At 74.1% G+C, this 14,566-nt stretch carries 13 protein-coding genes; 8 read left to right on the forward strand and 5 right to left on the reverse strand.

Annotation, left to right across the window (positions count from 1 at the left end; genetic code table 11):
- Positions 1-484: 484 nt before the first annotated feature.
- Together ABD353_RS36830 and ABD353_RS36835 are read right to left on the reverse strand one after the other, a co-directional pair.
- Positions 485-1,984, reverse strand: coding sequence for a hypothetical protein (locus ABD353_RS36830; protein WP_344628086.1), 1,500 nt, complete (start codon positions 1,982-1,984; stop codon positions 485-487).
- Positions 1,985-2,097: 113 nt separating this feature from the next.
- The gene (locus ABD353_RS36835; protein ID WP_344628087.1) at positions 2,098-2,700 is read right to left on the reverse strand and encodes a hypothetical protein; all 603 of its coding nucleotides are present in this window, start codon (positions 2,698-2,700) and stop codon (positions 2,098-2,100) included.
- A gap of 291 nt (positions 2,701-2,991) precedes the next feature.
- Here ABD353_RS36835 and ABD353_RS36840 point away from each other — a divergent pair, with 291 nt between their 5' ends.
- Genes ABD353_RS36840 through ABD353_RS36850 form a run of 3 tightly spaced genes read left to right on the forward strand, consistent with a single transcriptional unit; the run spans position 2,992 to position 7,620 of the window.
- Positions 2,992-4,893, forward strand: coding sequence for an alkyl/aryl-sulfatase (locus ABD353_RS36840; RefSeq protein ID WP_344628088.1), 1,902 nt, complete (start codon positions 2,992-2,994; stop codon positions 4,891-4,893).
- 53 nt (positions 4,894-4,946) lie between these two features.
- Positions 4,947-5,831, forward strand: a complete 885-nt coding sequence (locus ABD353_RS36845; protein WP_344628089.1) for a hypothetical protein — start codon at positions 4,947-4,949, stop codon at positions 5,829-5,831.
- A gap of 16 nt (positions 5,832-5,847) precedes the next feature.
- Positions 5,848-7,620 (forward strand): MOSC domain-containing protein, encoded by a 1,773-nt coding sequence (locus ABD353_RS36850; RefSeq protein ID WP_344628090.1) that lies wholly within the window; start codon positions 5,848-5,850, stop codon positions 7,618-7,620.
- A gap of 69 nt (positions 7,621-7,689) precedes the next feature.
- On the opposite strand, the gene ABD353_RS36855 is transcribed toward ABD353_RS36850, so the two are convergent.
- Positions 7,690-7,905: a hypothetical protein gene (locus ABD353_RS36855; RefSeq protein ID WP_344628091.1), complete on the reverse strand. Its 216-nt coding sequence runs from the start codon at positions 7,903-7,905 to the stop codon at positions 7,690-7,692.
- A gap of 252 nt (positions 7,906-8,157) precedes the next feature.
- Here ABD353_RS36855 and ABD353_RS36860 point away from each other — a divergent pair, with 252 nt between their 5' ends.
- The 3 genes from ABD353_RS36860 (at position 8,158) to ABD353_RS36870 (ending at position 9,822) form a co-directional block, all read left to right on the forward strand.
- Positions 8,158-8,487, forward strand: a complete 330-nt coding sequence (locus tag ABD353_RS36860; protein ID WP_344628092.1) for a hypothetical protein — start codon at positions 8,158-8,160, stop codon at positions 8,485-8,487.
- A 159-nt stretch (positions 8,488-8,646) separates the two neighbouring features.
- On the forward strand, positions 8,647-9,243 hold the full coding sequence (locus ABD353_RS36865; protein WP_344628093.1) for a dihydrofolate reductase family protein: 597 nt from the start codon (positions 8,647-8,649) through the stop codon (positions 9,241-9,243).
- 105 nt (positions 9,244-9,348) lie between these two features.
- Positions 9,349-9,822, forward strand: a complete 474-nt coding sequence (locus ABD353_RS36870) for a YxiG-like protein (RefSeq protein ID WP_344628094.1) — start codon at positions 9,349-9,351, stop codon at positions 9,820-9,822.
- Positions 9,823-9,825: 3 nt separating this feature from the next.
- On the opposite strand, the gene ABD353_RS36875 is transcribed toward ABD353_RS36870, so the two are convergent.
- Positions 9,826-10,224, reverse strand: coding sequence for a VOC family protein (locus ABD353_RS36875; RefSeq protein ID WP_344628095.1), 399 nt, complete (start codon positions 10,222-10,224; stop codon positions 9,826-9,828).
- Positions 10,225-10,317: 93 nt separating this feature from the next.
- On the opposite strand from ABD353_RS36875, the gene ABD353_RS36880 reads away from it, so the two are divergent.
- Entirely contained in the window at positions 10,318-11,307 is a 990-nt protein-coding gene (locus ABD353_RS36880) for a helix-turn-helix transcriptional regulator (protein WP_344628096.1), read from the forward strand.
- A gap of 801 nt (positions 11,308-12,108) precedes the next feature.
- The gene (locus ABD353_RS36885; protein ID WP_344628097.1) at positions 12,109-14,073 is read left to right on the forward strand and encodes an APC family permease; all 1,965 of its coding nucleotides are present in this window, start codon (positions 12,109-12,111) and stop codon (positions 14,071-14,073) included.
- A 92-nt stretch (positions 14,074-14,165) separates the two neighbouring features.
- On the opposite strand, the gene ABD353_RS36890 is transcribed toward ABD353_RS36885, so the two are convergent.
- Positions 14,166-14,566, reverse strand: a 401-nt coding sequence (locus tag ABD353_RS36890; RefSeq protein ID WP_344628098.1) for a hypothetical protein, incomplete at its 5' end; no start/stop codon positions are given.

The following is a 14,566-nucleotide window of genomic DNA, read 5'->3' on the forward strand; positions in this document are numbered from 1 at the left end:
ATCTTCGCCTCGGCCAGCGACCGCACCGCGTCACGGAGCATGTCGTGCTCCTCGGTCGTGCGGAACAGATCGAAGGAGTTGCTCATGGTTCGGGTGCTCCAGTCCGTCCCGCAACCGTTGGCGGAACACGATCCACAGAGGGAGGGAACTCAGTTCCCCTAATAGAACACACTCTGTGCCATCAACGCCAGCCCGGCCCGCCGTGACATGCCCCGCCGAGGTGCCGGCTGCACACCCTGCCGCGGGTCGCCGGGCCTGTGTCGGCACAGGGCCGGGCCTGTGCCGGCACAGGAGTGGGGGGCGAGCGGCGAGGTCGCGGTGGTGAACCGGTGGCCCCGCACCTGGTCGCAGCAGGGCCCGGTGGCCGGGCGGGCGCGCCGGGGTGGTCCGCGGGCGGTCCGGGAGTCGTCTCCGGGCGTGGCGCTCGCGCTCGGGCGGCGCGGCGGCGGGCCGCGCCGATGCCGTACGTGTGGTGCCCCCTCCGTCAGGAGGACGCCGCCTCCGGTACCGCGGCGGCGATGCGGCCGGCGCCGAGGAAGACCAGCCGGTCGAGGCGGGCCCGGTACGGCCAGTCGTCGGCGCGGTAGAAGCAGAGGTCGCCGGGGGCCGGTGCGGTCCGCAGGTCGCCCGCGAAGCTGCCCTCCGGCAGGGCCGCGGCGGCCGCCCGCAGGGCGTCCTCCGCCCCCGACCACTCGCCGACCGGCTCCGGGAGGATCCAGGCCTCGCCGGTGTTGGGGAAGAACCAGGGCGCGGCAGCGGCCGCGGCGCGGGCGAAGTCCCGGGCCCCGGCGGCCCTGCGGGCGATCCGGGCCACCGTCAGCAGCAGGTCCGCGAGCGACTCGCCGAGCAGCGTCAGCTCCGGGTACTCGCGCAGCAGCCCCGCGTCGCCGGTCACCGACACGGCGTAGCCCCACTCCCCGGTGCCGGGATCGATCCGGACCTGGGCGATGGCGTGCTGCCGCCCGTACGCCGCCCGGGCGATCGGCCAGTAGCTGCCGTCGCCGCCGAGCATCCGGTGCACCTCCGGGTCGACCTCGTGCTCGGGGCCGCCGGGCCGCAGCCGCAGGACCGGCAGCCCGGCCACCGCGACGCCGCCGATCGCGCGCAGCACCGTCCGCACCTCCGGCGGCACCGGGACGGGCCAGCCGTCCATCTCGGCGTCGGTGCAGCCCGGGTCGAGCACCACGGACGCCGGGTGTTCGGCGGCGAGGGCCCGCAGCTCGGCGACCGCCCGTCGGCCCGCGTCGGCTGGCACGGCGTGGCGGCGCACCGGTCGACCGAGGAAGTCGCCGCTGACCACGGAGCGCACCAGCAGTGCCCGGCCGCCGCCCAGCATCTCGAACCGCAGCTCGCTGCTGCCGGTGTCGGCGGTGTTGTGGGCGTAGGTGTAGTACGGCTCGAAGTCGATCCGGCAGGGGAGGGCGGGCAGGTGGCGGAGGTCCGCGACGTCGGCGAGCTGGTCGCCGCGGCCGACCAGGGCGGCGAGGGCGGCGTCCGGACCCTCGGCGGCGGCGACGCTGGGCACCGCGTCGACCGCTGCGGTCGCCCGGCGCAGCAGCCCGTCGGCGTCCGGGTCGGTGAGCCGCACCGCGAGGGCCCGCAGCCAGTCCGCGAAGCGGGCGGCCTCGACCACGGCCTCCGGGTCGTCGAGCTGACGGACCGCCACCACCGGGCCGCGGACGGCGGCGTCCGGGTCGCGGACGGCGACGCACACCGTGTGCTCGGTGGCGAGGTGGCTGCCGACCTCCCAGTGGCCGCCGGCGAACGAGGACGGCCGCAGCCGGCGCGGCCCGAACTCGTGCTCCTCGTCGTCCGCGTGGACGCCGCCGACCGCGCGGAGCACCGTCCGCACGGCCTCCGGCACGGGGACGGGCCAGCCGTCCATCTCCGCGTCGGTGAATCCGTCGAGCAGCTCCACGCCGTCCGTCCCGCGCAGCGCCAGCAGTGCGTCGCGCACCCGCGCCGCGTCCCCGTCGGTGCCCATGCCGTTCCTCCCCCTGAGGCGCGATGATCTCCGTGCAGCCTAGTGCCGCCCTGTGACGCCAGGCGCCGCCCGCCGTCCGCCCCGCGGCGGCCCGGTGTCCGCGCATCGGACGCTCAGTGTCCGCCCTGCGGTTCGGTGCAGCCGCCCTCCACGTACGGGCCGTGCACCTCGACCTTCGGCGGAGAGGCCAGCCGGCCGCTGATGCACGGCCCGGCCCCGGGGACGACCAGCGAGAACCCGGCGGCGCCGCCGTCCCGCTGGACCTGGACGGCGTCCCGCGGGTAGCCGAGCCGCTCCAGCACCTGACGGACCGCCGCCTCGTCGGGCTGCCGCCCGTTCCCGGTGAGCGCGGCCAGGATCCTGGCCGCGTGGGCGTCGCCCCGGCACCGCTGGGCGGCGTCGACCGGTGCGGTCTGCCGGAAGGCGTGGTTCTCCGCGTACTTGGACCCCTCCGGGTCGGCCGGCGCCCGGCTCGCCGAGGGGGCGGGCACGGCCGTGGCCGTCCGCGCGCCGGCACAGTCCTCGGCCACCTCCGGGTACCGCCGGTCGTGCTCGGCCAGTACCTGTGCCATCACGTCCGCCGCGGACCGCCCCGATGCCGATGCCGATGCCGGGGCAGCGGCGGCGCCCCCGGCACCACCCGCCCGGACGGAGCCGCAGCCCGCCGCCAGCAGCACGGCGGTGACGGCGGCGGTGGCCGGGGCGAGGCGCTTCACGGGGTCTCCGGTCTCTTCGGGCAGCAGTACCCGGCCATCCTGCCAAGCCGCCGCCGCACCGGACCTGAGTACCCGTACTCAGCCGGCACGCCTGGCCGGAGGGCATTCGGGAGGCCGCTTCGGGGAGGTGCCCCCACAGGCCCCTGAATCGCCCCCCCGCGGGCTGCTCCTCCGTTCGGGCGGCCCCGATGGCGGCGGGCCGGGGGTCGGAGAAGGGTGGCAGCGACCGCGTCACGCCCGGGTCCGGTCCGCGGATCCGTCGCAGCCGAGGACCGCACGGAAGGACCCGCCATGGCCCCGAACCAGCAGCAGGAGGCATCGGCCGCCGTCGCCGCCGCCAACACGGGCGCCCTGCACGGCCTGCCCTTCGACGACGACCAGGACCTCGCCGACGAACGCCGCGGATTCCTCGGCACCGCCGCCGACCCCCTGATCCGGGCCGCCGACGGCCGGGTGGTCTGGGACCTCGACGCCTACGGCTTCCTCGACCGGGACTGCCCGCCCACCGCCCACCCCGGGTTGTGGCGGCAGGCCCGCCTGGTCTCCGGCCACGGACTCTTCGAGGTCGTCCCCGGCATCTACCAGGTCCGCGGCTTCGACCTCTCCAACATGACCCTGGTCGAGGGCGAGCGCGGAGTCCTGGTGATCGACCCGCTGGTCTCCGCCGAGACCGCCGCGGCCGCCCTCGCGCTCTACCGGCAGCACCGCGGCGACCGGCCGGTCACCGGCCTGCTCTACACGCACAGCCACGTCGACCACTTCGGCGGCGCCAGGGGCGTCCTCACCGACCGGGACCTCGCGGCCGGCGTCCCGGTCGTCGCACCCGAGGGCTTCCTCGAACACGCCGTCAGCGAGAACGTCTACGCGGGCACCGCGATGGCCCGCCGTGCCGCCTACATGTACGGCGCCGCGCTCGGGAAGGGCCCGCGCGGCCAGGTCGGCTCGGGACTCGGCCCGACCGCCTCCACCGGCACCGTCACCCTGATCCCGCCCACCCTGCACGTCACCACCACCGGGCAGACCGAGACCGTCGACGGCATCCGGATGGTCTTCCAGATGGCCCCCGGCACCGAGGCCCCCGCCGAACTGCACATCCACTTCCCCGACCACCGCGCGCTGTGCACCGCCGAGAACGCCACCCACACCCTGCACAACCTGCTCACCCTGCGCGGAGCCCTCGTCCGCGACGCCCACGACTGGGCGCACTACCTCACCGAGGCGGTCCAGCTCTTCGGCGACGACTCCGACGTCGTCTTCGCCTCCCACCACTGGCCGGTGTGGGGCCGCGACCGGGTCCTCGACTTCCTCGCCCTGCAGCGCGACCTGTACGCCTACCTGCACGACCAGACCCTGCGGATGCTCAACCAGGGACTGACCGGACCCGAGATCGCCGAACGCATGCAGCTGCCGCCGGCCCTCGAACGCGCCTGGCACACCACCGGCTACTACGGCTCCGTCAGCCACAACACCAAGGCGGTCTACCAGCGCTACCTCGGCTGGTTCGACGGCAACCCCGCCCACCTCTGGGAGCACCCGCCCACCGAGGCGGCGGCCCGCTACGTCGACTTCATGGGTGGCGCCGAGGAGGTGCTGCGGCGCGCCCGCGAGTCCTACGCCGCGGGCGACTTCCGCTGGGTCGCCCAGGTGGTCAACCACGTCGTCTTCGCCGACCCCGGCAACGCCGAGGCCCGCCGGCTGCAGGCCGACGCGCTGGAGCAGCTCGGCTACGGCAGCGAGAACGGCACCTGGCGGAACTTCTACCTCACCGGCGCCCACGAACTCCGGCACGGCCCCGTCGGCACCCCGACCACCGCCGACTCGCCCGACCTGGTCGCCGCACTCACCCTCGACCAGCTCCTCGACTCCCTCGCCATCCGGGTCGACGGCCCGCGCAGCTGGCACGCCGACCTCACGCTCCGCCTCCACCTCGGCGCCGACCGTCCGCCCGTGACGGTGCGGCTGCACAACGGCGTCCTCACCCACGTGAACGGGCCCGGCCCGGCGGCCCCGCCCGCCCGGCTCGACCTCACCCTGGACGAGTCGGACCTGCGCGCGGTGCTGCTCGGCACGGAGTCCCTGGAGCGGCTCGCCGAGCAGGGCCGCGCCACCCTCGACGGCGACCCGGCGGTGCTCGTCGAACTGCTCGGGTACCTCTCCGCGCCCGACCCCGGATTCGCGATCGTCACCCCCTGACGCCCCGGCGTTGCGCCGCCGGCACGCCCCGCACTCCGGTCTACGCTCGGCCCGTGGAACAGCCCGAGCAGCCCGAGCAGCCGGAGCCGACCGACCGGCCGGGGCCCGCCGCGCCGCGCCGCGAGGGCGCCGGACCGTTCACCACCAGGGTCACCTGGGCGCTCCCCGAAGGCGGCACCGCCGTCTGGGAGTCGCGCCCCGCCCGGCGCCGCGGCCTGCTCGCCGTCCGGGCACCCGGCGGCGGCGTCCGGCACGCCAGGGCGGACGAGGTCTCCGTCGCCCGGCTGCGCCGGCTGAACACCGTCGCCTCCGTCGCCTTCGTGCTCGGCGGGGCGCTCTTCGCGGCCGGTGCCTCCGTCGCCCAGTTCGGCTCCGGCGACGCCACCACCAGCGCCGTCATCTACTTCGTCGGCGGGCTGTGCTTCAACACCGGCGGTTACGTCACCCTGCTCCAGGTGATCAACGCGCCGCGGCACGTCGCCGGCGGCGCATGCGCCCTGGTCACCCGCCGCTGGCGGTGGTGGCGCTACGAGCCGATGCGGGTCGACTGGCTGAGCGCCTTCGTGCTGTTCGCCGGCACCCTGGTCTTCGCCGTCAACCTGCTGGACTCCTTCCTGCAGGGCCTCAGCGTCCAGCAGGTCAACCGGCTGATCTGGACGCCCGACGTGATCGGCTGCGTGCTGTTCCTGGTCTCCGGGCACCTCGGGTTCGTCGAGGTCTGCCACGGCAGCCTGCGCGTGCTGCCGCGCGACCTCGGCTGGTGGATCGTGGCGGTCAACCAGCTCGGGTCGGTGCTGTTCATGGTCTCCGCGCTCGCCGCCTTCACCAAGCCGTCCACCGGCAGCCTGGTCAACGCCGACATCGCCGACTGGGGCACCATCACCGGCGCGCTCTGCTTCTCCGTCGGCGGCGTCCTGCAACTCTTCGAACGGCCGTGACGAGGGACGGAGCACCGTGGCCCACCTGATCTCCGTCAACGTCGGCCTGCCGAAGGACGTCACCTGGCAGGGCCGCACCGTCCGCACCGGCATCTGGAAACACCCCGTCACCGGCCCCCGCACCGCCCGCCGGCTCAACCTCGACGGCGACGGCCAGGGCGACCTCGTCGGCCACGGCGGCGAGATGCGCGCCGTGATGGTCTACCAGCTCGACTCCTACCGGCACTGGCAGCAGGTCCTGGGCCGCGACGACCTCGCTCCCGGCCACTTCGGCGAGAACTTCACCGTGGAGGGCCTCCCCGACGACGAGGTCTGCATCGGCGACCGCTACCGGATCGGCGGCGCCGTCTTCGAGGTCACCCAGCCGCGGGTCACCTGCTACCGGGTCGGCCTGCGCCTGGACGAGCCGCGGATGCCCGCCCTGCTGGTCACCCACCGCCGACCCGGCTTCTACCTCCGCGTCCTCACCGAGGGCGAGGTCGAGGCCGGACAGGAGATCGTCAAGATCGCCGACGGGCCCGAACGGATGACCGTCGCCGAGGCCGACGGCCTGCTCTACCTGCCGGAACGGCCGCGCGAACGGATCGCCGCGGCACTGCGGATCCCCGCCCTCAGCCCCGGCTGGCAGGGCTCCTTCCGCGCCCTCCTCCGGCAGGCCGACGCACCCGACGGCGCCGCCGGCAACCCCGGCCTCAACCCCGACGGCACCGACCCGCGGCCCGCCTGGGACGGCTTCCGCCCGCTCACCGTCGCCGCCACCGCCATCGAGAGCCGCAGCACCCTCTCCATCTGGCTCGCCGACCCCGACGGCGCCCCGCTGCCCGCCGCCGCCCCCGGCCAGTACCTCACCGTCCGGCTCGCCCCCGACCCCGGGCAGCCCGCCCTGCTGCGCAGCTACTCGCTCTCCGGCCCGCCCGGCGCCCAGCGGTACCGGATCAGCGTCAAACGGGAGACCCACGGGACGGCCAGCGCGTGGCTCCACCACAGCCTGCGGACCGGCGACACCCTGCAGACCGCCGCACCCCGCGGCGCCTTCACCCTCGCCCCGGGCCGCACCCCGGTCGTGCTCGCCTCGGCAGGCGTCGGCGTGACCCCCGTCCTCGCCATGCTGCACGCCCTCGCCGACACCGCGCCCACCCGGCCGGTCTGGTGGCTGCACGGCGCCCGCGACGGCACCGAGCACCCGTTCGCCGCCGAGGCCCGCCACCTGCTGGCCCGGCTGCCCCGCTCGCACACCCGGATCTGCTACAGCCGCCCCCGCCCCCAGGACCGGCAGGGCACCCACTACACCGACCACGGCCGGCTCGACCCGGAACTCGTCGCCGGCCTCGGCCTGCCCGCCGACGCCGACGCCTACCTCTGCGGCCCGGCGGCCTTCATGGCCGACCTGACCACCGCGCTCACCACGGCGGGCCTCGCCCCCGAACGGATCCGCACCGAACTGTTCGGCACCGCCGCCGGCCTCACCCCCGGCATCGCCGCGCCCCCCGGCGAGACCCCGGCCCCGCACCCGCCCGCCGGCCTCCCCGGCGACGGCCCCGCCGTGGCGTTCACCCGAAGCGGCCTCACCGTCCCGTGGAAGAGCGAGTACGGCACCCTGCTGGAACTCGCCGAGGCCTGCGACATCGCCGTCCGCTGGTCCTGCCGCACCGGCGTCTGCCGCACCTGCGAGACCCGCCTGCTCGACGGCGCGGTGGTCTACCGGCCCGAGCCGGTCGAGGCCCCCGCCCCCGGCAACGCGCTGATCTGCTGCGCCCGCCCCGACCGGGACGTCGTCCTCGACCTGTGAGCCCGGACGGCCCGGACGGCCCGGCGGTTCTCCGCCCGGGCCGCCCCCCCTCCGGCAGCCCCCGGCCCGTCAGTGGCCGAGCAGTCCGGCGAAGTCGTGGCCGAGCAGCGCCAGCTTGGTGAGGTCGCCGACGTCGGTGATGCCCGCCACCGGCACCGCGTACAGGTGCTCCTGCTTCGAGGGCTCCGGGTAGGCGGTGTTCCCGGCCGCCCCCGCCGGCACGGCGGTCAGCGCGCTCGCGCCCAGCAGGGCGCCGACGACGGCGGTCCGGACGTACTTTCGCATGGGTCTCTCCTTGAACGGTGGTGTGCCCGAACGGTGCTCCGCGCGGCCAACGGTGTGACGGCCGAACGGTCACGGCCACTGCTCCCTCCGGGGGAGCGGGATCCGCCGTCCGGAGCATCGCCCGCCGCCGTCCGGAGCGGGGCCGCCGCCGTCCCGCCCGGGACCGGCCGTCCTGCCGATCCCGTCGCGCCGGTGTCAGGATGGAGTGACCGGGCACGACACCGCCCGCAGCAGCAGCGTCGGGAGGCGGGCATGGGCCGCGAGTACCACTTCCACTGCGAGTACGCGGGCTGTTCGGTGACCGCGGGCGTCCGCCTGGGCGGGGTCCGCGAGCTGGAGGTGCTGGTGAACGGGCACGAGGTCGCGTTCGAGCGGGTGCACGGACACCATCCCGAGGAACACACGCTGATCGCCGTCCTGCCGACCAGCCCGCCCCGGCACGTCGAGGTCCGGATCGCCCTGCCCGGCGTGTTCACCAGCATCCCGAGCTGCGCGCTGGTCGCGGGCGAGGTGCAGGTCCCGATGGCCGAGCGGGAGGTGCCCCGGCGGGCCCGGCCGACCGAGGCGTCCTGGTACGGCTGACGCGGCCGCCGCCCACCCGGCCGGATGGTCAACCGCCCCGGCAGCACCGCGACCTGACGGGCGGCCACGTCCGCCGCATTGTCGGTGCCGGGTGCCATGATGCCGGAGCGGTCGGGGGCTCCCCGGCCGAGTCCCGACCCACCCGGAGGATCGAGCACCGTGCGCATCGTGGTCAGCGAGTTCATCAGCCTGGACGGCGTCGTGCAGGCGCCCGGCGGCCCCCAGGAGGACACCGACGGCGGCTTCGCCCACGGCGGCTGGTCGCACCCCTTCTTCGACCCGGAGGTGGTGGGCGGCGCCTTCGACGCGGCGCTGCGCACCGCGGACGCGCTGCTCTTCGGCCGCCGCACCTGGCAGACCATGGCCGCCGCCTGGCCCGACCGCGCGGGCGACCCGTTCGCCGACCGGATGAACGCCATCCCCAAGTACGTGGTCAGCGGCACCCTCGGCGACTCCGACCTGACGTGGGCGAACACCACGCTGCTCCCCGCCGCCGAGGCCGTCTCCAGGATCGCCGGCCTGCACAAGGCCGAGGGCGGCGACCTGCTGGTCATGGGCAGCCCGACCCTTGCCCGCACGCTGATCGCGGAGGGCCTGGTCGACGAGCTCAAGCTCATGGTCATGCCGGTGCTCCTCGGCGGCGGCAAGTCGATCTTCCCGGCCGACGGCGCCAAGCGCACCCTCGAACTGGTCTCCACCGTCACCAGCGGCACCGGCGTCAACGTCTGCACCTACCGGGCGGTCGACGGACGGTGACCCGACCCCCGTCGCTCGACAGCTGACGCGGCATCGGCCGGCCTCGGCCCCGGAGGACATGAACCGCGTTGTCGAAGGTCTCGCCGAGTGCTGTAGAAGTGCGGCATGGATCGCGCCGTACTCGAGCAGATGCTGGACGAGACCTTCGACCACGCCGTCGTGCACCACGGATACACCAACTACATGCGTGACTACGAGGTCATCGTCCACGCAACGGCTGATCCCCGTACCGGCGTCAGGCCGTCCCACCTGCGGTATCTCTTCCGGTACTGCGTCGAGGCGCGGTGTGAGACCTCACTGCCGGCGGAGACCTGGCGGGTCTCGCTGGACGACCGGCTCACCGACCACGAAACGGGCGTCGACCTCGATGGGTACGTCTGGGGTGTGAAGTGGCACTGCCTGTACCCGGGAGCCACGCTTCTCCCCGAGTCGGAGGCGACCCGCCGCTGGTCGAAGGCCCTCGGGATCGACTTTCACGAGGTGCGCATCGAGACCAACGCGCACAACGTGACCTTGCTCTTCTCGGACCTCCAGGTGAGCGAGGTCCCGATCGGATACGCCCCCTTCGTCGCGGAGTAGGGGTCAGCGTGCGAACTTCGCGACGGCCGCCGGGGTGACGGGGGTGAAGAAGTTGACGAGGTTGCCGTCGGGGTCGCGGAACAGCAGCGACCGGTTGCCCCACGGCATCGTGGTGGGCTCGGTGACGAAGTCGGTGACGAAGCCACTCAGGTCCCGGTAGACGCGGTCCACGTCGTCGACGAGGAACTCGGTGATCACGCTGTGGTTGTCCGCAGGGCGGGCAGAGCCCGGGGCGAACAGCGGGACGGTGCGGGTGCCGGCGATCGCGAGGGTGGCGCCCGCGGTCCTGAGCTCGGCGAAGTCCTCGGTGGCCCACGCCGCCCGTGTCCCGGTGGCTCGCTCGTAGAAGTCGACGAGGCGTGCCACGTCACCGGTGATGATGCGGATCGAGACGAAGTCCATGGGAATCTCCTTGGTCGTGCCTGACACGTGCAGGTCGCAGGCTAGGAGAAATAGTGGACAGAATCGGTCCTGTATTCGCATTAGGCTGTGAACATGCCTCGACCCACCGGCCGCGTACTGACACTCCTGGAGCTGCTGCAGTCGGGCGGCACCCGGACGGTGGCCGAACTCGCCGACCGGCTCGGCGTCGAAGGGCGCACCGTTCGCCGGTACGTGGACCAGCTGATCGACCTCGACGTGCCCGTGGAATCGGTGCGCGGCCGGTACGGCGGCTACCGGCTCGGCCCCGGGTACCGCCTGCCTCCGCTCATGCTCAGCGACGACGAGGCGCTGGCCGTGCTGCTCGGCCTGGTCGCCGGCCGCCGAGCAGGATTGACGACGACGCAGCAGACGGCGAGCGAGACGGCATCGGCCAAGATCCGGCGGGTGCTGCCCAAGCACATCGCCCGCCGGCTCGACACACTGCTGGAATCCCTCGCCTTCACCGATCGGCCCGCCGAGTTCGACACCCCGGACTCCGGGGTGCTGCTCACGGTCGCCGATGCGGTGCGCCACCACCGGCCGGTCTCGATCCGCTACACCGACCGTGACGGACGCCGTAGCGAGCGCACGCTGCACGCATACGGGATCGTCGCCCACGGGGGCCGGTGGTACGTCACGGGCGAGGACGCCGGGATCGGCGAGGAGCGGACCTTCCGGCTCGATCGCATCGCGGACGCGCGGACCCTGCCGGGCTCGTTCGAAGCGCCGGTGGGCCCCGGTCCGGCACAGCGCGTGCTGTCGGGGTTCGCCGCGGCCGAGTACCGGCATCAGGTGACCGTGCGGATCCACGGGACGGTCGAGCAGATCCGCGCCCGCCTTCCGGCCGGCCTCGCGAGCCTGGAGGAGCACGAGTCCGCGGCCGGCGAGGACCGGGCGACCGAGCGCTGGCTGCGCGTCGAGCTGAGGGTGGAGAGGCTCGACTGGTTGCCGCCGGTACTCGCCTCACTCGACCGGCCGTTCGTCATCGAGCGCCCCGACGAACTCCGCGACCTCGTCGCCGCACTCGCCGACCGCCTCACGTCGTACGCCCGCCGAGCCTGACCGCGGGGAACCGGTGTCATGGGATGGCACGGTCGGCCCTGTGGAGGGGGAGGCGGACCCGGAGGAGCCGGGGGAGGAGCCGCCGGAGATCGGCTACCCGGTGTAACGGGCGCTTCCGCGGGGCGACGGGGCGGGAGTGTGGGTACGACGCGGGCTGACACTCGAAGGGCCGGCGCATCCGGCAGGCGGGTCGGGCCGTGTCGGCGTCCGACGGGACGGGTGACGTCACCGGGCCGCCAGCCGCTCCGGCGGGCCAGACCGTGGCAGCAGCGCTTGCCGGGCTTGAGGGCCCGCCGATCGCCCAGGTCGCCCCGACGACGGTGATCGGGTGCGAGGACGGCGAGCAGTTCCGGGGGTAAGGCCAGGGGTGCTGTCCTGCAGGGTGGGAGGGCGCCCGCAGGGGCGTTAAAGATCCGTCAAGATTCGGCCGCCCGCCGCTGCGGCACCCGGCGTGGCCGTCCGTACCGGCCCGGCGTCGGCGAGTGCCCCGGCGTGGTCGGACAAGCCGGCCGACGGTGGCCGCCCGGGTGTCCGAGTGGGCCGTCCGGTGCCGTCCGGACCTGCGGTGACGTGCGGTTTCGCATGCCGGGCGGACGGTGGAAGGCGCTCCGGCCGCCCTCCGGCAGACGCCGGCCGTCCGACCGTCGAGTGTCCTCGAACCGTTGGCCGACACAACCGGTAGTGCCAGGACAGGGCGCCGATGTGTACGTGATGGCGAAAGAGGCCCATGAATCGGCTGTCTACTCTGGCGGAGCCGCCCACCGGGCGGCTTGATCGTTTGCGCCCTCGACGGAGTCTGCCGTGTCCACAACTTCCCCGCCGGTCCCCCCTCAACCCGCGGCACCGAGCCGGCTGCGGGCGTGGCTGCTGGAGGGGCTGTCGGACCGGGCGAAGCAGCACCCCGGCCCGCACGCCGAGGCGCCCGAGGAGCACGGGCAGCGCTGGTGGCGGGTGATGTGCCTGACCGGTCTGGACTACTTCTCGACCCTCGGCTACCAGCCCGGCATCGCCGCCCTCGCGGCCGGCCTGCTCTCGCCGGTGGCCACCATCGTGCTGGTCGTGGTGACCCTGTGCGGGGCGCTGCCGGTCTACCGCCGGGTGGCGAAGGAGAGCCCGCACGGCGAGGGCTCGATCGCCATGCTGGAGCGGCTGCTGAGCTTCTGGCAGGGCAAGCTCTTCGTCCTCGTCCTGCTGGGCTTCGCCGCCACGGACTTCCTCATCACCATCACCCTCTCCGCCGCCGACGCCACGGCGCACCTGGTGGAGAACCCGCACCTGGCGAGCGCGCTGCACGGCCGCCAGGTGCTGATCACGCTCTTCCTGATCGCGCTGCTCGGTGCCGTCTTCCTCAAGGGTTTCAGCGAGGCGATCGGCCTGGCCGTGGGCCTGGTCGGCATCTACCTGGCGCTGAACGTGGTGGTGGTCGCGACGGGCCTGGTGAAGGTGCTCTCCGACCCCGACCTGATCGCCGACTGGTCGCACGCGCTGACGGCCGAGCACGGCAACGTGGTCGCGATGATCGGCGTCTCGCTGATCGTCTTCCCCAAGCTCGCCCTGGGCCTGTCCGGCTTCGAGACCGGCGTCGCCGTGATGCCGCACATCAAGGGCGACCCCGGCGACACGGAGGCGCGGCCGACCGGGCGCACCCGCGGCACGCACAAGCTGCTCACCACCGCCGCCGTGATCATGAGCGTCTTCCTGATCACCACCAGCTTCATCACCACCCTGCTGATCCCGGCGGACCAGTTCCGCCCCGGCGGCGAGGCCAACGGCCGCGCCCTGGCCTACCTCGCCCACGAGTACCTGGGCAGTGCGTTCGGCACCGTCTACGACGTCTCCACCATCGCCATCCTCTGGTTCGCCGGTGCCTCCGCGATGGCGGGCCTGCTGAACCTGCTGCCCCGCTACCTGCCGCGCTACGGGATGGCGCCGCACTGGGCGCGGGCCGTCCGCCCGACCGTGCTGGTGCTGACCGCGGTGGCCTTCCTGGTCACCTGGATCTTCGACGCGGACGTGGACGCGCAGGGCGGCGCGTACGCGACCGGCGTCCTCGTACTGATCAGCTCGGCGGCGATCGCGGTGACCATCGCCGCCCGCCGGGCCCGCCAGCGGGGCTGGACGATCGGCTTCGCGGTGATCGCCGCGGTCTTCCTCTACACCACGGCCCTCAACATCGCCGAGCGCCCGGACGGTGTGAAGATCGGTGCCTGCTTCATCGCCGGCATCATCCTCATCTCGCTGGCCTCCCGGCTCGCCCGCGCCTTCGAACTGCGGGTCACCGACGTCGTGCTGGACCCGATCGCGGAGCGGTTCGTCCGCGACTGCGCGCACCGGGAGATCCGGCTGATCGCCAACGAGCCGAGCAACCGGGACCTCGCCGAGTACCGCGACAAGACCTCCCAGATCCGGGCCGACAACGGCATCGCCCCCGAGGACGACCTGCTGTTCGTCGAGGTCACCGTCCGCGACCCGTCCGACTTCGAGGCCGAACTGCGGGTGCGCGGCGAGGTGCTGCACGACCGGTACCGCATCCTCACCCTGGAGCACTCCTCCATCCCGAACGCCCTGGCGGCGCTGCTGCTGCACGTGCGGGACACCACCGGGCAGCAGCCGCACATCTACTTCGAGTGGACGGAGGGCAATCCGTTCGCCCAGTTCCTGCGGTTCTTCCTGTTCGGCCAGGGCGAGGTCGCCCCGGTCACCCGCGAGGTGCTCCGCGAGGCGGAGGCCGACCGCTCGCGGCGCCCGCGCGTGCACGTCGGCTGAGCACCGCGGCGTCCGGAGCCGCGCAGACCCGCACTTCGACCGGCGGTCCCGTTCCCGGGGCCGCCGGTCGGTGCGTTCCGGACCTCGGGGCGTCAGATCAGCGCCGCGCCCCAGGCCTTGGCCCGCTCGAGTTCGCCGGTGCGCATCGGCCCCTCGGCGTCCTCGACGACGAAGCCCTCGGGCCGGGCGACGAGGTCGTAGTGGTGGTGCGACAGCCGGCGGGCGATGCCGTGCGCGGCCCCGCCGCTCGCCTTGATGTCGGCGCGGGTGTCGAAGGCGGCGGCGCGCACGCCCGGTCCGCCCTCGGGCAGCGAGTGGAACCAGCCGCGCAGGCCGGGGCCGTTGCCCTCGGCCGCGGCGGTCCGCTCCGCGGCGCCGTCCGGGTCCTTCTTCTTCTCCGCGGCGACCGCCATCCGGCGGCTCAGTGCGGAGGTCATGCCGTGCATGTGGGTGGGGCCGCCGACCACCAGAAGGTCGGCCGACCGGGTGACGT

The sequence above is a fragment of the Kitasatospora arboriphila genome (genome assembly GCF_039528095.1).
GTDB classification, from domain to species: Bacteria; Actinomycetota; Actinomycetes; order Streptomycetales; family Streptomycetaceae; genus Kitasatospora; species Kitasatospora arboriphila.